21 protein-coding genes are annotated in these 20216 nt (G+C 42.1%); all 21 read left to right on the top strand.

The window, feature by feature from the left end; all coding sequences use genetic code 11:
• Window position 1 precedes the first annotated feature (1 nt).
• Window positions 2–706, top strand: a complete 705-nt coding sequence (gene bchM, locus AOC28_RS10305; protein WP_072583896.1) for a magnesium protoporphyrin IX methyltransferase — start codon at window positions 2–4, stop codon at window positions 704–706.
• The gene (locus AOC28_RS10300; protein ID WP_072583895.1) at window positions 699–2129 is read left to right on the top strand and encodes a BCD family MFS transporter; all 1431 of its coding nucleotides are present in this window, start codon (window positions 699–701) and stop codon (window positions 2127–2129) included. Before bchM ends, AOC28_RS10300 begins: the two co-directional genes overlap by 8 nt.
• Window positions 2130–2152: 23 nt before the next feature.
• Window positions 2153–2917 carry a photosynthetic reaction center subunit H gene (gene puhA, locus AOC28_RS10295; RefSeq protein ID WP_072583894.1) on the top strand — a complete coding sequence of 255 codons (765 nt, stop codon included), beginning with the start codon at window positions 2153–2155 and terminating at the stop codon, window positions 2915–2917.
• Window positions 2914–3594, top strand: a complete 681-nt coding sequence (puhB, locus tag AOC28_RS10290; protein ID WP_072583893.1) for a photosynthetic complex putative assembly protein PuhB — start codon at window positions 2914–2916, stop codon at window positions 3592–3594. Before puhA ends, puhB begins: the two co-directional genes overlap by 4 nt.
• Window positions 3591–4034, top strand: a complete 444-nt coding sequence (puhC, locus tag AOC28_RS10285) for a photosynthetic complex assembly protein PuhC (RefSeq protein ID WP_068949106.1) — start codon at window positions 3591–3593, stop codon at window positions 4032–4034. The genes puhB and puhC overlap by 4 nt, the downstream gene beginning before the upstream one ends.
• Before the next feature lie 2 nt (window positions 4035–4036).
• Entirely contained in the window at window positions 4037–4390 is a 354-nt protein-coding gene (locus AOC28_RS10280) for a hypothetical protein (RefSeq protein WP_072583892.1), read from the top strand.
• Window positions 4387–5463 (top strand): magnesium-protoporphyrin IX monomethyl ester (oxidative) cyclase, encoded by a 1077-nt coding sequence (gene acsF, locus AOC28_RS10275; protein ID WP_068949108.1) that lies wholly within the window; start codon window positions 4387–4389, stop codon window positions 5461–5463. Before AOC28_RS10280 ends, acsF begins: the two co-directional genes overlap by 4 nt.
• A gap of 6 nt (window positions 5464–5469) precedes the next feature.
• Entirely contained in the window at window positions 5470–6228 is a 759-nt protein-coding gene (puhE, locus tag AOC28_RS10270; protein ID WP_072583891.1) for a putative photosynthetic complex assembly protein PuhE, read from the top strand.
• A gap of 11 nt (window positions 6229–6239) precedes the next feature.
• Entirely contained in the window at window positions 6240–7181 is a 942-nt protein-coding gene (ispH, locus tag AOC28_RS10265; protein WP_072583890.1) for a 4-hydroxy-3-methylbut-2-enyl diphosphate reductase, read from the top strand.
• A 113-nt stretch (window positions 7182–7294) separates the two neighbouring features.
• Window positions 7295–8179 carry a chlorophyll synthase ChlG gene (gene chlG / locus AOC28_RS10260; protein ID WP_072583889.1) on the top strand — a complete coding sequence of 295 codons (885 nt, stop codon included), beginning with the start codon at window positions 7295–7297 and terminating at the stop codon, window positions 8177–8179.
• Window positions 8176–9504 (top strand): BCD family MFS transporter, encoded by a 1329-nt coding sequence (locus AOC28_RS10255; RefSeq protein WP_072583888.1) that lies wholly within the window; start codon window positions 8176–8178, stop codon window positions 9502–9504. The genes chlG and AOC28_RS10255 overlap by 4 nt, the downstream gene beginning before the upstream one ends.
• 3 nt (window positions 9505–9507) lie before the next feature.
• A complete protein-coding gene (locus AOC28_RS10250) occupies window positions 9508–10713 on the top strand; it encodes a geranylgeranyl diphosphate reductase (RefSeq protein ID WP_072583887.1) in 1206 nt (401 codons plus the stop codon).
• Window positions 10710–11195: a TspO/MBR family protein gene (locus AOC28_RS10245; protein ID WP_072583886.1), complete on the top strand. Its 486-nt coding sequence runs from the start codon at window positions 10710–10712 to the stop codon at window positions 11193–11195. Before AOC28_RS10250 ends, AOC28_RS10245 begins: the two co-directional genes overlap by 4 nt.
• Window positions 11196–11208: 13 nt before the next feature.
• Entirely contained in the window at window positions 11209–12510 is a 1302-nt protein-coding gene (gene hemA / locus AOC28_RS10240; protein ID WP_068949785.1) for a glutamyl-tRNA reductase, read from the top strand.
• Between the two features lie 16 nt (window positions 12511–12526).
• Complete coding sequence (dxs, locus tag AOC28_RS10235; protein ID WP_072583920.1) at window positions 12527–14404, top strand: 1-deoxy-D-xylulose-5-phosphate synthase; 1878 nt, start codon at window positions 12527–12529, stop codon at window positions 14402–14404.
• 13 nt (window positions 14405–14417) lie between these two features.
• Window positions 14418–15635 carry a Coenzyme F420 hydrogenase/dehydrogenase, beta subunit C-terminal domain gene (locus AOC28_RS10230; protein ID WP_072583885.1) on the top strand — a complete coding sequence of 406 codons (1218 nt, stop codon included), beginning with the start codon at window positions 14418–14420 and terminating at the stop codon, window positions 15633–15635.
• Between the two features lie 121 nt (window positions 15636–15756).
• On the top strand, window positions 15757–16719 hold the full coding sequence (locus tag AOC28_RS10225) for a cobalamin B12-binding domain-containing protein (RefSeq protein WP_072583884.1): 963 nt from the start codon (window positions 15757–15759) through the stop codon (window positions 16717–16719).
• A 17-nt stretch (window positions 16720–16736) separates the two neighbouring features.
• On the top strand, window positions 16737–17858 hold the full coding sequence (gene hemE / locus AOC28_RS10220; protein WP_072583883.1) for a uroporphyrinogen decarboxylase: 1122 nt from the start codon (window positions 16737–16739) through the stop codon (window positions 17856–17858).
• An 8-nt stretch (window positions 17859–17866) separates the two neighbouring features.
• The gene (locus tag AOC28_RS10215) at window positions 17867–19189 is read left to right on the top strand and encodes an NAD(P)/FAD-dependent oxidoreductase (RefSeq protein ID WP_072583882.1); all 1323 of its coding nucleotides are present in this window, start codon (window positions 17867–17869) and stop codon (window positions 19187–19189) included.
• Window positions 19190–19201: 12 nt separating this feature from the next.
• Window positions 19202–19510 (top strand): winged helix-turn-helix domain-containing protein, encoded by a 309-nt coding sequence (locus AOC28_RS10210; RefSeq protein ID WP_072583881.1) that lies wholly within the window; start codon window positions 19202–19204, stop codon window positions 19508–19510.
• A gap of 90 nt (window positions 19511–19600) precedes the next feature.
• Window positions 19601–20216, top strand: a 616-nt coding sequence (locus AOC28_RS10205) for an NAD(P)H-dependent oxidoreductase (RefSeq protein ID WP_143143933.1), incomplete at its 3' end; no start/stop codon positions are given.

The following is a 20216-nucleotide window of genomic DNA, read 5'->3' as shown; positions in this document are numbered from 1 at the left end:
CATGGATGCTATTTCATATTTAAGTAGACGGGGTAAGTTGCAAGATTATTTTGATCGAACAGCTCTCGACGCCTGGGCGAAACTAACATCGGATGCACCAGTAAGCGGAATTCGGGCTACTGTGAGAGCGGGTCGAGATCAAATGCGCAATAGCATCATTGGTCGATTGCCAGAAAACCTTCATGGAAAAAGAGTCCTTGACGCGGGATGTGGCACCGGAGCTTTAGCACTTGAGTTGGCAAAAAAAGGGGCAAAAGTAACAGCCGTTGATTTATCTCCTAAGCTCATTAAATTAGCTAAAGATAGAATTCCTGAGTTCGATCGCCAAAATATAGAGTTTCATGCTGGCGATATGCTGGATGAGGCTTTAGGTGAATTTGATTATGTAGTAGGGATGGATTCAATGATTCACTATTGTGCTGCCGACATGCTGGTAGTCCTGGAGAAGTTATCACCTCGTGTTAAAGACAGGATCTTATTTACATTTGCGCCGAGCACCCTACCGTTAGAGGTCATGATTCGAGTTGGCCGCCTGTTTCCAAGAAAGAACCGGGCTCCTTTCATTGAGCCTATAAGCCACCAAAAGCTTCATAAGCTTATCTCTCAATCTCCTTGGTTTGTTGATTGGGGAACCCCTTTTACTGATTTGGTATCTAGTGGTTTTTATAAGTCGCAACTGATGGAGTTACAAAAAAATCATGATTAAGTTATCAAGGATGGCTAAGACATGGATGAGGATAGACCCTCGGTTTTTGCCTTTTGCTGATGTAGCTACTCCTAATTTGCCTTTGAGCCGACTCTTACGACTTTCATTGTTCCAAGTTTCAGTTGGCATGGCCACCTCATTATTGGTTGGAACCTTGAATCGTGTCATGATTGTTGAGTTGGGAATGGAGGCATGGTTGGTTGCATTGATGGTAGCGCTCCCGTTGATTTTTGCCCCATTTAGAGCTCTTATTGGCCATAAGTCTGATGTTCATCGGTCAATTTTGGGTTGGAGAAGAGTTCCTTACATTTGGATTGGCACTTGGCTGCAATTTGGCGGTCTTGCCATCATGCCTTTTGCCTTAATCATTCTCTCTGGGGATACGCATTGGCCGATTTGGTTTAGTTATCTAGGAGCCGGATTTGCTTTCCTGTTAGTTGGTGCTGGGATGCAGACAACTCAAACAGCTGGTTTGGCTCTTGCGACGGATTTAGCCGATGAAAAAAATAGACCCCGAGTAGTAGCAATGATGTATGTGATGTTGCTAGTGGGCATGGTAGTAAGTGGAATTTTATTTAGTATATTTTTGAAGCCGTTTAGCCCATTACAACTTGTTAAAGTAATTCAGGGTGTAGCTTTAGTTACCTTGTTGCTAAACATATCCGCGCTTTGGAAGCAAGAGGCAAGGCAACCAAAAAATACATCCCCCTCCATTCCGCAGCCTAAATTTAGCCAAAGTTGGCAAGACTTTATTAAAGCACCCAATGTACGCCGTTTTTTAATTATGTTGGGGCTTGGTACCACTGCTTTTAGCATGCAAGACATCATTTTGGAGCCTTATGGCGGTGAAATCTTAAAGCTTGATGTATCTGCAACAAGTTTCCTAACTGCTTTAATTGCTTGTGGATCATTAGCAGCATTTTCTCTTTCTGCGCGTTGGTTAAGTCGAGGATATAACGCATACAGAATAGCTTCTGTTGGTCTATTGCTAGGTTTGATTGCATTCACATTAGTCATTTTTTCTGAACCTATGGATTCGCCAAATTTATTCAGGGCAGGGGCTTTGTTGATCGGCTTTAGTGGCGGCTTATTTGCGGTCAGTACGCTGACCATTGCAATGAGTATGGATAAAGAAAATATGAGTGGAATGGTAATAGGCGCTTGGGGGGCTGTTACAGCAACATGTTCCGGTATTGGCATGTCATTGGGTGGTGTGGTGCGCGATGTAGTAGCCGATCTGGCAATGAATGGAGTTATTGGATCTGCCCTAATAAGCCCTGCAACTGGATATAGCTTCGTCTATCACATTGAAATTTATTTGTTATTTATTACTTTGGTTGCTTTAGGTCCATTAGTCAACAAAGGATCCAATAAGGTTGGTTCAAAAATGAGTAAGTTTGGTCTAGCTGATTTTCCAGGCTAGTTTTTTTAAAGAAGGAGAGAAAAATGGGTACAGGTGCAATTACACAATATGTTGATGTAGCTCAAGTTGTGGTTTATCTTTTTTTGTTTTTCTTTGTTGGATTGGTTGTCTATCTAACATTGGAAAGCAAAAGAGAAGGATTTCCATTGGAGACGGAGCGTTTTGGAAAGATTCGTCGCGAGTATGGAATTCTTGGTATGCCACGTATTAAAAAGTTTGTTACAGAATTTGGCGAGACTTATCTAGCCCCATTGGCAAGTCCTCCTGATACTGAAAAAGTTTCAGCAGTGCCTATTCATCCATGGAATGGTGCACCCTTAGCACCAGTTGGAAACCCTCTCCTGGCCGGTGTCGGTCCTGGTTCATATGCCAATAGAGCTGATCATGTTGATTATGATCTAGAGGGCCACGCGCGTATCCGTCCATTGCGAAAATTACACGAAATTTCAATATCTAAGATTGATACCAACCCAATTGGCTTAAGCGTTATTGGGGCAGATGGCCAAAAAGCCGGAACTGTAACGGATGTCTGGGTAGATCATATGGAAATGTTGATTCGCTATCTAGAGGTAGATGTTGCTGGCAATAGGACGCTGCTACCAATCAATTTTTCACGGATAGGAAAGAGGGACATCAAAGTTCAGTCAATTCTTGCCGGTCAATTTAATCAGGTCCCTAAGACTAAGCATCCTGAAGAAGTTACTCTGCTAGAGGAAGAAAAAATCATGGCCTACTTTGGTGCGGGCACTTTATATGCCACTCCAGGTCGTCAGGAACCGCTGATATGAGTTTGAATATCCACAGCAGTCCGGAGCATGAGTTTGAGCCGGAACTAGGGCTTCCAGAAAAGCTGCCGGAAGGGGAGAAAGTATTATGGCAAGGCTCTCCAGATCTGAAAACTTTATTACTAAAAGTTTTTCATATGAAGGGACTTGTCCTATATTTTGGGTTATTGCTAGCCTATCGAGTTATTAGTGGCGTGCTAGATAGTGAAGCCCTATACCCCATGCTTCTCTCAATATTGCAAATAATTATTTTTTCAAGTTTGGGACTTGGCTTAATTGGCTTATTAGGCTACCTCATGGCATCTACAGCTGTGTATACGATCACTAATAAAAGGGTGGTGATGCGGATTGGGATTGTGCTCAATATGACTTTTAACTTTCCACTTAAACAGATCGAGTCAGCCGATTGCGGGCTTGCTAAAGATGGTTGTGGCGATATCTACATGAAGTTAAATAAGGGGACTAAGATCGCTATTTTTCATCTTTGGCCCCATTCAAGACCGACTAAATGGGCTGTTCCACAACCTAGCTTAAGGTGTATCAAGAATTGTGCTGAAGTTGCACAAATTCTGGTTAATGCCTGGTCTTTGCAAAATAATATGATTTCGCGTTCTGTTCAGATCAGCAATAACGCATCAGATGAGTCAAAGCGTCATTTCACAGGGGTTGAAACAGCATGATTCTTCAGATGACTACTGCACGCATACAAAATTACATTGGATTAGTAATTTTCGCTGCTTTGGTGATGGTGGTTATTGGTGTGGGTAGTTTTATGAAGGCTGGAGCCTTAGAGCGCCAGGCAGACGCTAGTGTATTGGTTCAAAAAGATCTCTATTTTAGGGATCTACCGGATGGATCGGTTGGGGTCATTTCTGCTAATAATGGGGAGGTAATTGCGCAAGTAACAGGGCAGGCCGGATTTGTGAGGGGGATTCTCAGGGCAATGGCGCGTGAACGCCGCATTCGTCAAATTACAAGTGATGAAGCTTTTTTATTGATTAGTCACTCTGACGGTAGGCTAACTTTAGTAGATCCGGCTACTCAGAATCGAATTGATTTAGAGTCATTTGGAAAAGATAATGCGGCTGAGTTTGCTGCATTTTTAAATAGTCCGAGGTAGAGATGTCAAAACAGTTAGTGAATTGTCATATTGATATGTCCAACACATCTGAATTTTTGTATGCACACGTTGATCTTAATGGTGTCAAGGTGGGGCCAGGCGATGCAGTTTTAGTACATAACCCAATCGTAGATATTGAATATGGAGAAATTCTCAGCTACAGCAGAACGGCGACGGTTTCCAAGGCTGGGATTTTTTCGCGCCTGTGGGTCTACCTTACTGCAAGGCTAGAAATTACTATGTTGTACGAGGTCAGTTTTTCTACAACTCGATTCAGTAAAGCCAAAAGATACCCAAGGCCAAATGTGAAGCAAGAAATTAGCCCATTAATTATGCATGAAGGAGTAAAGGCATGAGCGCATCCACTACCAGCATGGATTCTGTTCGTCCAATTAATGAATCAACTGATAGGGCTTTGGAAAATACCATTCTTAGCCCACGCTTTTATACAACTGATTTTGATGAAATGGATCGATTTGACATTTCTTCTGTAAAGCCTGAATGGGATAAATTAATGCAAGAATTTGATCAGGATATTAATCAGGCGCATTTTCAACGTCCTGAAGATATGTCCAAGGATTATTCGCATTTGCCAGATGGCCTATATCAGGAATTTTTAGATTTCTTAATTAGCTCGATTACATCCGAATTTTCAGGTTGTGTTCTTTATTCTGAGATTAAAAAATCGATTAACAATCCAGATCTTAAAAGCCTTTTTTCTTATATGGCTCGAGATGAAAGTAGGCATGCTGGATTTATTAACCAATGGCTGAAGGATTTTGGTATTGGCGTAGATTTGGGTTTCTTGGCAAGAACTAAAAAATACACCTTCTTTAAGCCGAAATTTATTTTCTATGCAACCTACCTATCGGAAAAGATCGGATATGCAAGATATATTACGATTTACCGAATAATTCAAAACAAGCCTGAATTACGTTTTCATCCAATATTTCTCTGGTTTGAAAAGTGGTGTAACGACGAGTTTCGCCATGGCGAAGCATTTGCTTTATTGATGCGCTCAAACCCAAATCTGCTAAGTGGTGTTAATAAGCTCTGGATTCGTTTCTTCTTATTGGCGGTATATGCCACGATGTATGTTAGAGATCATTCCCGTCCAGAGTTTCATAAGGCGCTCGGTGTTTCCCCATCAGACTATGACCGTAAAGTATTGCAAATTACTTCAGATATTACTAAGCAAGTATTTCCTTTCACTATTGATTTAGACAATCCACGACTCTGGGAAGGATTCGACAAATTAAGAAGGATTTCCGATGAGGTTGAGGAGTTAAAGCTAATAGGAGGGCCTTTGTCCCTAATCAAGCGTGGATACCTAGCAGCCTGCGCAATGGTTACATTTGTGAAAATTTATACCATGCCTGTTGTTCCAAATGAGCTTCCTCAAGACATTCGTCTTGCCCCTGTTTGGTAACTACTCATGTATTTTTGGATAAGTCCTTTAATTTTTACCATTTTTATATGGTGGTTTAGTACAGGACTTATTTTAAAAATTAATAGCCTTCCAAGACGCTTTTACAAAGCAATATTTGTTATTTCGATTGTGACCCTGATTTTTGCATTTTGGGGCCTACAAATATCTAGTCGGGAAGCAACTATTGCCGGCGCTTATTGTTCATTTACATGTGCCATTATTATTTGGGGGTGGCAAGAGCTTGCATTTTTACTCGGCTACATCACAGGATCACGGCGATCAGATTGCCCAAAGGATTCAGGAGGCTTACGACGTGCCTGGTATGCATTTCAAACGATCAATTATCACGAATTAACTTTATTGGGTTTGGGTCTCGCTCTATTTTTGATTAATCTTGACTCCGCCAATCAAACTGGCTTTTGGACCTACGTTATTTTGTGGGGGATGAGGCAAAGCACTAAGGTAAATATCTTTTTGGGAGTCTTGAATTTTAATGAAGCATTTTTGCCTCAGCATTTGAAATATCTAATTACATACTTTAGACGTAGGGCTATGAATTTATTGATGCCTTTCTCTATTCTCGTGTCTTTGCTTATTCTTATTCCAATCTGGTCTCATGCAGCCTCTGAATCTTCCCTATTTGAAACAACATCTTCTGCACTTTTGGGTACCTTATTAGGGCTTGGTCTGTTGGAGCATTTATTTCTCATACTTCCATTTCCAAATGAGTGGTTATGGAAGTGGGGTTATAAGAACAATCATTAGAGAGAATTTATATGATCTCATCTAAAACTATTTATCTTGCCCAACCGCGAGGATTTTGTGCAGGCGTCGAAAGGGCAATCCTCATCGTGGAGGAAGCCCTTAAGAGATTCGGTGCCCCAATCTATGTAAGGCATGAAATTATTCATAATGCTTATGTAGTAAAAGATTTTGAAAGTAGGGGAGTTGTTTTTGTAAACGACTTGTCTCTCGTCCCTAAGGGGGCTATTCTTATATTTAGTGCGCATGGTGTATCTAAGGCAGTGAGGTTTGAGGCTGATGAGCATGAACTTACAGTTTTTGACGCTACTTGCCCATTGGTAGCCAAGGTTCACGCTGAAGTAGTGCGCTTAAAAGAGCGTGGTTATCAAATTATTATGATTGGTCACCATGGCCATCCTGAGGTAGAGGGGACTATGGGGCAAGTTGATGCATCCATTCATCTTATTGAGTGCTTATCTGATGTAGCCAAATTAAAATTTAGTGAGAGTGATTTATTGGCTTACGTAACTCAAACTACTTTATCCATTGATGAGACTCATGAGATTACTGCTGCATTAGTTCGAAGATATCCGCAGATACACGCGCCTAAGCGACAAGACATTTGTTATGCAACACAAAATCGCCAGGATGCCGTTAAGGCGATGGCACCTCAAGTCGACTTAATTATTGTTGTCGGAAGTCAAAATAGTTCAAATTCCAAACGACTTCAAGAATTAGCTAGCAGTTTGCATATTCCTGCTTATTTGGTTGATGAACCAAGCCAAATCCAAAATAAATGGTTTAGAGGGGTAGCTAATATTGGAATTACCGCTGGCGCATCCGCTCCCGAGGCATTAACCGCCAAAATTATTGAAGCGGTAGGAGTCATTTGTAAGGCCAAAATACTGGCAATGGATGGTGTTGAAGAGAACGTCAATTTCTCTTTACCAAAATCCTTATTAGAGGCAGCTTAAATCCCTAAAACTGGCTTTATCATTGATATATAAGGGTTTTCACTGGTAAAAACAGGCTATAAAAGTGTCAAATTTAATTGACACTTTAAAATGTCAATGACAAAATCATTTGCATGAATCTGCCAGAACCTAGAGCAATTTTGACGCTTTTGAAACCTATCACATGGTTTCCTCCAATGTGGGCGTTTGCTTGCGGCTCCATCACTGGCAGTGAAACAATCAATCAACATCTCCCAATATTTTTCTTGGGTTTACTTTTAACTGGCCCCCTTGTTTGCGCTTCAAGTCAGGCTGTAAATGACTGGTACGATCGTCATGTTGATGCAATCAATGAACCAGATAGGCCAATACCATCAGGCAGAATTCCTGGAAGTTGGGGATTATATATAGCCATTATTTGGTCTCTGATTTCGCTTTATGCTGCTAGCTACTTAGGTGTAATTGGATTTTTAGCGACTGTTTTAGCTTTAGTCTTGGCATGGCTATACAGCATGCCACCGATACGATTTAAAAATAATGGTTGGATTGGAAACCTTGCTTGTGGAGTGAGCTATGAAGGCTTGGCTTGGATAACAGGCGCAACATTGTTATCAGGTGGATCTATTCCAAATAAGCCATCGCTATTGCTCGCAGGCTTATATAGCGCAAGTGCCCACGGCATTATGACCCTGAATGATTTCAAGGCGATTGAGGGCGATAGACAAATGGGCGTGCGCTCATTACCTGTTCAGCTGGGAGCAAAAAGAGCAGCTCAATTTTCTGCGGCATTTATGTTAATCCCGCAGATCTTGGTAATGATCTTATTGTCTTATTGGGATAAGCAGGGTTATACCATCGTTATTGGGGTATTAATGATGGGGCAGGTTTTCCTGTTAGTTGATTTCCTCAAAAAACCTATACAAAAAGCACTTTTTTATAGTGGCTTTGGCGTTCCATTGTTAGTGTCGGGGATGATGGTCGCAGCATTTGCAGTCAACAGCATGGAGTTGGGATCATGAGTATCGCAATTGCTCAAGCTGTCACTCGTCACTCTACATTTGGATGGCTCAGTATTGTGCGATTGGGTCTTGTCCAAGCTTCAATTGGTGCCATTGTCGTCATGACAACCTCAACACTAAACCGCATTATGGTGGTTGAATTGGCTTTACCTGCTAGCCTTCCTGGGCTTTTGGTTGCTATTCATTATTTCGTGCAGGTTATTAGGCCGCGGATGGGTTTTGAATCCGATAGTGGCTCGAAGAAAACGCCTTGGATTATCGGCGGTGTTGCATTGCTAGCATTGGGTGGATTTGGCGCGGCTATTGCTACGACATTGATGGGCGTTAATTTAATTATCGGAATTTTGGCTGCAATAGTAGCCTTCTTCTTAATTGGCATTGGTGTCAGTATGAGCGGTACATCATTGCTTGCCTTGTTGGCAAAAGGTGTGAGTGACGATCGTAGGGCGGCTGCAGCAACAACCGTTTGGCTGATGATGATTTTTGGGTTTGCATTGACTAGTGGATTAGCAGGGAAATTTTTAGATCCCTATGCTCCTGAAAAGGTAATTCTGATTTCAGGGATCATCTCGCTAGTTGCTATTGCACTTACATCATTAGCCCTATACAGGCTAGAAGGCTCTGACCTTGAAAATAAGATATCTAAGACCAAAGAAAAAATCCCTTTCAAGAGCGCCCTTAGTGAGATCCTATCCGATCCGGATACTAAAAAATTCACCATTTTTATCTTTTTGTCGATGCTTGCTTTTAGTGCCCAAGACTTAATTTTGGAGCCTTTTGCGGGAATCATTTTCAAATACACGCTTGGAGAAACGACTAGTCTTTCAGGAATTCAACATTCCGGGGTTTTAACTGGAATGCTGTTAGTTGCCGTTTGTGGCTCAAGTAGATTAAGGCGCTACTTCGGGTCTTTAAGGTCATGGATGATTTATGGCTGCCTCGCATCAGCATTGGCAATGTTTGGATTGGTGATGGCCGGAATATTAGAAGGCGAATGGCCTCTAAAGCTCAATGTGTATGTTTTGGGTCTTGCAAATGGAGCGTTTTCAATTGCGGCAATCGCATCAATGATGCGCTTGGCGGTAGTTGGGGGTGGCGGAAAAGAGGGGGTCAGAATTGGCCTTTGGGGTGGTGCTCAAGCAATAGCGTTTGGTCTTGGAGGCCTATTGGGGGCTGGCGCTAGTGATCTAGCCCGTTCAATATTCACGAATCCTGCCTGGGCCTATGCAAGTGTATTTTTTATAGAGGCAATTTTATTTGTTGCTTCTGCCTACATGGCATCTTTGGTTGAACGCAAATCCACTAATGAATTCAAGGCGGGGTGAACAATGTCATCAGAATTGATTTATGACGCAGTAGTTGTTGGTGGTGGACCAGCCGGTGCTACCGCTGCACATACTCTAGCGCTAAAGGGGATGAAAGTTCTCTTGCTGGACAAACGGGGAAGAATTAAGCCATGTGGAGGCGCTATTCCCCCCAGATTAATTAAAGATTTTCAGATTCCTGATGAATTACTGGTTGCTCGAGCAAAATCAGCACGCATGGTTTCGCCTAGCGGGAAAGCAGTAGATATTCCGATTGAAAATGGTTTTGTAGGAATGGTGGATCGAGCACAATTTGATGAATGGTTAAGAAAGCGTGCCGTAAATGCGGGCGCCGAAAGAGAAGATGGTTTATTTGAAACCCTGACAAGGGAGAATTCTCATGTCCGGATTCATTATCGATCTAGGGGCGCCCGTGATGGCGATCATGGTTCTATAAAGAGCGTTTTAGCCAAATCAGTTATTGGCGCCGATGGTGCTAAATCCCAAGTGGGTAGAAGTGCCGGGGTTAAGGGGTGCGCAGAGGCAAATTATGTATTTGCTTATCACGAGATTATTAAAACTCCTAAGGACAGCCCAAGCTCATTTGACGCAAGTCGATGCGATGTTCTCTATCAACAACCGGTATCTCCTGACTTTTATGGTTGGGTGTTCCCCCATGGCGATACGATCAGCGTTGGGACTGGAAGTGCTGATAAGGGTTTTTCGCTCCGTAATGCAGTAGGGAAATTGAGGAAGGATATTGGATTAGAGCATGCTGAGCTAGTTCGACATGAGGGCGCACCGCTACCTATGAAGCCTTTAAAAAAGTGGGATGACGGAAAGCAGGTTGTACTGGCTGGTGATGCTGCAGGAGTTGTAGCGCCAGCATCTGGTGAGGGGATTTATTACGCCATGCTTGGTGGTCAATTAGCGGGCGAGGCTATTGCTGAATTTATAGAGACACAAAACCCGGCAAAACTACAACTCGCGAGAAAAAGATTTATGAAAGAGCATCGTATGACGTTTCTGGTGCTTGGAATCATGCAATATTTTTGGTATTCAACTGATAAACGTCGCGAGAGTTTTGTAAAAATGTGTGAGGACAAAGATGTGCAAAGACTCACCTTTGAGTCTTATATGAACAAAAAGTTGGTTCGCAAAAAACCTCTTGCACATTTCAGAATCTTTATTAAGGATATGGGACATCTGCTAGGGTTAGCAAAGGTATGAAAATTTTCTTTCAACATAAGTACCTTTTGCTGATTGCCATTTGGATGGTTGGCACATCATTAATGGGGGGTCTTGCAACAGAAATAGGCCCTTGGTACTTTTCATTAAAGCAGCCGGACTGGAAACCCCCAGATTGGGCTTTTGGTGTCATCTGGACCATTATTTTTGTTTTATCAGCAATCGCCTGGATGATTGCATTCAATAGCAATCCATCCTCATCTCAGAAAAATAAAATTATTACTTTATTTTTCTTGAATGGATTTTTAAATGTGCTTTGGAGTGTTTTCTATTTCAGGATGCACCATCCAGACTGGTCCTTAATAGAAGCATGCTTCCTGTGGGGCTCAGTGTTGGAGATTATTTTAGTGATGTGGCCGATTAGAAAGTTAGCCGCATTACTAATGGTTCCATACTTAATATGGGTAAGCATCGCCATGCGCTTGAATTGGGAAACGATGGTCTTAAACCCAGGGGCCTATTAAAAGTATGTCAGGCATGAAGCTCTTAAACCTCGGTGTTAATCACCACACAGCGCCAGTCGACATTCGAGAAAGTGTTGCTGTCTCGCCTGAGGTTTTGCAGGACTCACTTATCGATTTACGTAAATATTTACAGGGAAATGGCTCGGGACATAAACCAGAGGTAGCTATATTGTCTACATGTAATCGCATGGAAATTTATTGTGCAGCAAATGATGTTGAATATACCGAGAACCATTTGGAAGATCGGGCTTTTGAATGGTTGGCGGCTCAAAATAATGTCCAAAAAGATGAGTTACGTCCTTACATCTATTCAGCAAAAGAAAGCGATGCTGTAAAACACGCCTTTAGAGTCGGAAGTGGATTGGATTCAATGGTTCTGGGAGAAACACAAATCCTAGGGCAAATGAAAAAAGCTATAGAAAATGCTAATCAGGTTGGGACTTTGGGAGCTTACTTAAAGCCCTTATTTAATAAAACTTTTTCAGTGGCAAAAGTTGTTCGAGGCAACACACAAATTGGAGCGCACTCCATATCAATAGCGGGCGCCTCTATTAAGCTGGTTGAGCGTATTTTTGGACAAGTCAGTGATTGCAATATTTTATTTATTGGCGCTGGGGAGATGATCGGGCTTTGCGCTAATCACTTTGCAGGTAAGGCCCCAAAAAAGATTGCAATTTCAAATAGAACTGTTGATCGGGGTAGCGAGTTAATTAAAACTTTTTCCGATAAGAATTTAAGAACAGATGTATTCCCTTTAGTTGAGCTACCAAAGCAGTTACATGAATACGATGTTGTTGTTTCTTGTACTGCTAGTTCGCTTCCAATCATTGGCATGGGAATGATTAAAACAGCTCTTAAAGCTAGGCAATCACGCCCCATTGTTCTGATAGATTTAGCGGTACCAAGAGATTTTGAGCCCGAAATTAAGACTCTTAAAAATGCCTATCTTTACTCTATTGATGATCTTGGTGAAATAGTAAGCGCCGGGAAAGCAAATCGTGTGGATTCTATTGGTGATGCTGAAAAGATTATCGAAAGAGGTGTCGTGGAGTTTTATGAAACCTTAGAAAAAAGAGCCGTTGTACCAATTATTAAGTCAATTCAAAACGTCGGCGAGCAATATCAAAAGATTGAGTTGGAAAAAGCAAGTAGAAGGATTGCTAACGGTGATGACCCCATGGTTGTCCTTTCACATATGGCGATAGCACTTGCTAATAAATTTATGCACGCACCAATTCATGCATTAAAGCAATCTTCCGATGCGAATCTGGAAGAATATAAACAAATTATTTCTAAAATATATTCTTCTAAATGAGTTGGTTATGCTAAAAATGACTAACCTACTCGAAACCATATCAAACCCAGAAGAATTACGGGCCTATGAAATTTCTAAGCTCCCTCAAATAGCGAGAGAGCTTAGAAATTTTATATTGAGCTCTGTTTCAAGTACGGGCGGTCATCTTTCTTCAAACCTGGGGACAGTAGAGCTCGCAATAGCACTCCATTATGTATTTGATACCCCTTATGATCGCCTGATCTGGGATGTGGGTCATCAAAGCTATGCTCATAAAGTACTCACTGGCCGCAGGGAGGCGATGTCTGGTCTGAGGCAGTTTGGCGGTATTTCAGGGTTTCCTAAACGCAGTGAGAGTGAATATGATGCGTTTGGAACAGCCCATTCATCTACAAGTATTTCAGCGGCCTTAGGAATGGCAGTGGCTGCTAAAACAAAAAATGAGAAACGTAATGTAGTAGCAATTATTGGCGATGGTGCAATGAGTGCTGGTATGGCTTTTGAGGCGATGAATAACGCTGGCGTGTATAAAAAAGTACCGCTAATTGTGATTCTGAACGATAACGAGATGTCAATTTCACCGGCGGTAGGAGCGCTAAACCGCTACTTAGTGAAATTGATCTCTGGTTCTATGTATGCGGCTACTAAAAGAGGTATCGATAAAGTACTCTCTGTAGCGCCACCCATCCGTGAATTTGCAAAAAGATTAGAAGGTCATGCAAAGGGAATGGTCGGCCCTGCAACGATTTTTGAGGAGTTTGGGTTTGATTATTACGGCCCAATAGATGGCCATAATTTAGATGTATTAATTTCAACTCTAGAAAACGTTAAAACGCTTGCTCAAACTGAGGGCCCTCAGTTTCTTCATATTATTACAAAAAAGGGCAAGGGATATTCATTAGCAGAGCTCGATCCTATTGCCTATCATGGCCCTAGCGCATTCGATCCGATAGTGGGCATTGAGGCAAAGCCCGTGTCTAAGAAGGCCTATACCCAGGTATTCGGAGAGTGGTTATGCGATATGGCTAAGGCAGATGAACGCTTGATTGCCATTACTCCTGCTATGCGTGAGGGCTCGGGACTGGTGGATTTTGAAAGGCGCTTTCCTGATCGATATTACGATGTAGGAATAGCAGAGCAACATGCGGTTACATTTGCGGCTGGAATTGCTTGTGAGGGACTAAAACCAGTAGTTGCGATTTATTCAACTTTCTTGCAGCGTGGCTACGATCAGCTGATACATGATGTGACCTTGCAGAACTTACCTATCGTATTTGCTATTGATCGAGCTGGTATGGTCGGTGCTGATGGGGCAACGCATGCCGGAGTATTTGACATTGCTTTTTTACGCTGCCTACCAAATTTAGTGTTGATGACGCCATCAAATGAGCAGGAATGCCGAGCAATGCTAACAACTGCTTTTAAGCATGATGGTCCTGCGGCTGTGCGCTATCCTCGCGGTGCCGGAATCGGATTGGAAGCAGCGGGTGAATCCCTAGCTACTTTGCCTATTGGCAAGGGGCTCATAGTACGTCCAATAGATAGGACCTCACCGCCAAAGAAAAGAATTGCTTTCATTTGTTTTGGACCCTTGCTTTACACCGCTCTTTCCGTGGCCCAAGAAATCAATGCCACCGTGGTAGATATGCGCTTTGTGAAGCCTTTAGATGACAAATTATTAATAGAAATCGCTGATAGTCACGATGGACTAGTTTTTGTTGAGGACAGCGCTACTAAGGGTGGCGCCGGTGGTGCTTGCTTAGAAGTGCTGTCAGACAACAATATCCATATTCAAACCTTATTGCTAGGGCTGCCTGATGAGTATGTAGAGCATGGTGAGCTTAATTTACTTCTAGATAACTATGGACTGTCTAAGGAAAAGATTAAACAAAGAGTTTTAGCGCGTTTTGTATAAGGTCTGATAAAGAGTGGAGTCAATTGAGATTGCCCCATTTCGTGATTTATGCACCGATTGCGGGGTATCTCGAACTAAGCAGCCTAAACGTTGCGCAACTGCCTGTCAGTTTATTCAGCCCAATTACCCTAAATTTGAGACCTTAGTTCACGGCAGGGAACGCGTTACAGATAAATCTGATGAGGTCTTTTTTGGACCGTATTTAGAAATGTTTAGGGCTAGATTAAAGACCCCGCTACAAGGCGCTCAGTGGACTGGAATTATCACGAGACTTTGTGAGGTGCTGCTAGAGCAGGGTGTTGTTGATGCTGTCATTACAATGCGCTCTGATGCTGATGACCGCTGGAAGCCTGTTCCGGTAATCGTGACAAGACCTCAGGATATGGCGCAATGCAGGGGTATGAAGATGGGCTATGCCCCAATCATTCAATATCTTGAGCAGGCAAAAGATCTGGGATATAAAAAAGTAGCTATGGTGGGTATTCCATGCCAGGTCTATGCCGCCAGAGCACTCGAACAAGAGTTTGGCTTTGAGAAATTATTGATTATTGGCTCCCCTTGTTCCGATAACACTACTACTGAGCATTTTCATCAGTTCTTAGGCCTGCTTTCTGATAAGCCGGAAACGATTTCTTATCTAGAATTTAGGGCTGACTATCACGTTGAGATTCGCTTTGAAAATGGTCAAAAGCAAGAAATACCCTTTTTAAAGCTGCCTCTCTCTAATTTGCCAGCAGATTTTTTCCCTACAACCTGTAAGACCTGTGTTGACTATGTCAATTCACTTTCTGATATTACAGTTGGGTACATGGCGGGCACAGGTGAGCAGTGGGTGATTATTCGCAATGAAAAAGGAAAAGGTTTAGCAAGCTTACTTGCGGCGGAGCTAATTTTGGAGCCTTTATCTTCATCTGGCAATCGCTTAAGTCCTGTTAAGGGTTTTATGAAGAATGTGGAATTAGCGGCTGGCGGATTGCCACTTCAACGAATGCCGAATTTTTTAAGAGGAATATTTGCTTGGGTAATGCCTAGGTTTGGACCTCGAGGTCTAGAGTTTGCAAAAGCAAGAATTGAGATGAAGGCAATTGAATCTGTTATTCATTTACGGAATACTGCACCGCACAAAATTAAAAATATGGTCCCTGACTACATATGGAAGCTAACGAAGAGCTACGGTTTAGAGCCTCAATATGATGAAACAAAGGGCTCTAGGGAAAGCACCTACAAATAAGTCTTTGTGATTTGATCTAAATCAATTTATAAAGTAATTATTCCAATAAAGAGGCTCTTAGGCAGCCACGGTTTTTTTCAAAAAAACTCTTTTGAGACCGTGTCTTGATCAAGCGATGTTCATGAATTTATCCAAACTGGTGAGCATTGCAGGTTTTAAAAAGAAATCTACTCGTGACGATTTCAAGTTAGATCAACAACAAGCGACTAAGGCCTCTAATGATATGTGGGAGGATTGCTTAGTATCTAATGCGCCTACAAAATCATCTCTCCAGCAAAATAAAAATACTCATCCAATAGAAAAAGCTTGTACAGAAGGTGAGTACCTGGAATCACTGGTTAAAACTATTGAAGGGAACATTCTTCCCCATATTATTGAGCAGCACCTAGATTCATCTATTCCTGCGCAATTGCCGGCTAAGCAAATCATCGATCAAAAAGCTGTTGAGGATTTAACTAAATTGGTATTGCAAGAAGATGCGCGTATTTCTGTTGACTACGTAAAAGAAATGCATGCTTCTGGAACTGCGTTAGAAGATATTTACTTGCTCCTACTAACTCCTGTTGCTAGAAAATTAGGGGAGATGTGGGAAGAGGATGAATCTAGCTTTACAGAGGTCACAATAGCGCTTTGGCGAATTAAGCAACTAATGTATGACTTAAGTCCTGTTTTCCAGCAATATGCTGAGCAGGGTAAAACTGGCTCTAGCATTATGTTGGTTCCATTGCCTGGTTCACAACATAATTTAGGTCTCTTTATGGTCTCCGAGTTTTTTGCAAAGGCTGGATGGCGTATATGGGGTGAGTTGGCTGCTACTGAAGAAGATATTGTTTCTATGGCTGCAAACGAATGGTTTGATATTGTCGGTTTATCAGCTAGCGTTCGAGAGCAATTTCCGCAGTTGAAAGAATTAATTGAGAGCATTAAAGCTAAGTCTAAAAATCCCAATGTAGGTGTCATCATCGGTAGCCCTGTTTTTAATCAGTTCCCCGAGCTAATAGGGGATCTTGGGGCAGATATGGTTGGTATGGATGCTGAGGATGCGCTTGAAAAAGCCACTTTTTATGTTGAGCGATTACGCTAAATTATTAATGAACATTTATGGCAGTTCAGTTAGAAAACGATTTATTCATCAGAGCCTGTTTTTGTCGCGAAACTGATAGAACGCCTGTTTGGCTGATGCGTCAGGCTGGTAGATATTTGCCTGAATATCGAAAGACTAGATCTAAGGCGGGAAGTTTCTTGGATCTGGCTAAAAATCCGGATTTTGCTACCGAAGTAACGCTGCAACCAATCGATCGTTTTGACTTGGACGCTGCAATTTTATTTTCAGATATCTTAACAATTCCCGATGCCATGGGATTGGAGTTATCGTTTGAAAATGGCGATGGGCCTCGGTTTGCTAAGCCCTTAACCTCTGAACGTGAGGTAAATCAATTACGTGTGGCTAACATGGAAGAGTTACGTTATGTATTTGATGCGGTTAGCTCAATAGCAAAGGTGCTAACTTCAAATGGTAAGCAGCAAGTACCTTTGATTGGGTTTTCTGGAAGTCCTTGGACATTAGCTTGCTACATGATTGAAGGTTCAGGCTCTCGCGACTTTTCCTTAGCCAAGAAAATGCTGTATGAGCGGCCTGATCTTTTGAAGAAAATTCTAGATATCAATATTCAATCGGTTAGTGAATATTTGCGCCTACAAATAGATGCAGGTGCTCAGGCTGTGATGATCTTTGATACATGGGGTGGTTTATTAACTTCAGAGGATTATTTGCAATACTCTCTTGGGCCGATGTCAAAGATTGTTAAAGACATCCGTAGTAATCCTAAATATGATCCAGTACCTATCATCTTATTTACCAAAGGAGGGGGCATTTGGTTAAGTGATATTGCTAAATCAGGAGCCGATGTATTGGGCATAGACTGGACCATCAATTTAGCTAGGGCCCGTGGGCTGATTAATCATGCAAGTAGCCGACATATAGCTATACAAGGGAACCTTGATCCATCTATCCTTCTATCCAATCCACAAGAGATTGAAAAAAGGGTTCAGCAATGCTTTGAAGATTTATCAACCTTAAAGGTGCTAGAGGGAAGTCCATTAGATGGGCATATATTTAATCTGGGTCATGGCATTAGCCAATTTACGCCGCCAGAAAATGTTGCCGCATTAGTCTCCAAGGTCCGTCAATGTTCGGCTGATCTTAGGCTAGCCAAAGTTTAGGAGCACACATGTCAAGCGCACATCGAATAGTCATAGTGGGTGGAGGCGCAGGCGGGCTTGAGTTAGCAACCAAATTAGGCGATGACTTAGGATCTAATAAAACAAGTATTACTCTTGTTGATAAGAACAGAACGCATATTTGGAAGCCAAAACTCCATGAGGTAGCTGCAGGCTCTATGGACCTTGCCGATCAAGAGTTAGACTATATTGCTCAAGCGCATTGGCACCATTTTAAATTTCGATTGGGCGAGCTAATCAGTATTGATCGAGAAAGAAAGCAAATCCAAATTGCTCCTGTTCTTGATGAAGCGGGTGAATTGGTAACTCCAATACAAACGATTTCATATGACACGCTGATTATTTCCATAGGTAGCTTGACAAACGATTTTGGGACGGAAGGCGTTGCCCAATATGCACAAAGACTAGAATCACTAGCCGATGCAAAGCGCTTTCATTTACGTTTGGTTAATGCCTGTTTAAGAGCACAAGCTCAGTCCGACCCTTTGGCTCCTCATCAGCTTAAAGTTGCAATTATTGGTGCAGGAGCAACTGGAGTTGAGCTTGCTGCAGAGTTACATAGAACTACTCGCGCAATCATTTCTTTTGGAATGGATAGAGTTGATCCAGAAAAAGATCTAAAAGTGATATTGATCGAAGCGGCCCCTAAAATATTGCCAGCACTATCTAATCGGATTTCCACCGCTGCTCAAAAACTATTGCTAGATCTTGGTGTTGAAGTCATAACCAACGCAAAGGTGCAAAAAGTGTTACCGGATAAGGTATTGCTTTCAGATGGCGTTGAAATACCTGCTGAATTAATTGTCTGGGCAGCCGGAGTGAAGGCGCCTGATTTCCTTAAGGGTATTGGTGGTCTAGAAACTAATCACGTCAATCAATTGTTAGTCTTATCGTCATTGCAAACTACTCTGGACCAAAATATCTTTGCGATTGGAGATTGTGCGGCCTGTCCATGGCCCGAAGCAAATAATGGCAAGGGGGGTATTGTGCCACCACGCGCTCAAGCGGCGCACCAACAGGCAACGCATATTTACAAACAAATTAATCGGATCATGAGGCAGGAGCCCCTGAAACCTTATGCGTATCGAGATTTTGGATCTCTAGTTTCTCTAGGTGAGTACAGCAGTGTCGGCAGCATGATGGGCGGTCTCATTGGTGGCAGCCTTATGGTGGAGGGGCTATTCGCTAAATGTATGTACATTAGCCTCTATAAGATGCACCAATTAGCACTTCATGGTTGGGTAAAAGTAGCTTTAGACACTCTGAGTCGATTAATTCATCGTAGGACCCACTCGATTGTTAAGTTGCATTAGTTTGGAGGATATATGAATATCAATAAGTATTGCGCCATTTTTGAAGCACTAGGTTTTGAGATTAGATTAAAAATATTTAAGTTCATTATTCAATCCGGAAATGAGGGTGTTGCGCCCAAACATATCATTAAGGAGTTTGATGTTGACTCAGGTACTTTAAGCTTTCATCTAAAAAAGCTAGAAAAGGTAAAGTTGATTGCAAAGAAAGCCACAGGAAAAAGAGCAAGTTATTGCGTCTCTCCTGCTATGCCAAAAGCAGTTATGCAGATATTTCTAGCAGAGCTTGCGAATGAGAGTGTCGGGCTCATGCCATTGGTCTAATTTGCCCTTGATCTTCAGCCAGATTGCCAATGAGTCCGTTAAAGTCCACTACTGTTATTGCATAATAGGGCTATATAAATAGGCTTAAATATGAATAACGTACTGTGTCTTAATTGCAGCATACAAGGTGATAGCAGCCAATCACGACAGTTGTCTAATAAACTGCTTGAGCGTATTAAAAAAACGTATTCCAGCGTGAAAATCGTGAGTCGCGATTTAGCAAAGGATCCACTACCCCATTTAAATGGCGCGCAATTTAACGCGTTCATTACGCCGCCTGAGCAGCGTACTAGTCAGCAAAAAGTGCTTGCTAGTCAATCCGATGATCTAATCAAAGAGATTAGCGATGCAGATACGGTAGTACTGGCTTTGCCTATGTATAACTTTGGAATTCCATCTCAGCTTAAATCTTACTTTGATAATTTAGCTAGAGCAGGTGTGACCTTTAAATATACAGCTACTGGTCCTTTAGGTTTGCTAACCGGTAAAAAGGCGATTGTTCTGGCTACTCGGGGTAGCCTCTATTTTGGAACTGATAAAGATACCCAAACAAAATACGTCAAAGATTTCCTTAGTTTTATCGGCATTACCGATGTGGAGTTCATTTATGCAGAAGGCTTGGCTATTTCACCGGAGCAAAAGGTCAAGAGCTTAGAGCTCGCCAATGATATTATTGAGGCGATGAGTCTATATGAATCGCTACCAC

This window comes from Polynucleobacter sp. MWH-Adler-W8 (assembly GCF_001889925.1).
In the GTDB taxonomy this organism is placed as follows: Bacteria; Pseudomonadota; Gammaproteobacteria; order Burkholderiales; family Burkholderiaceae; genus Polynucleobacter.
Note: the sequence above shows the minus strand (reverse complement) of the source record. Positions and strands in the feature narration are given on the sequence as shown.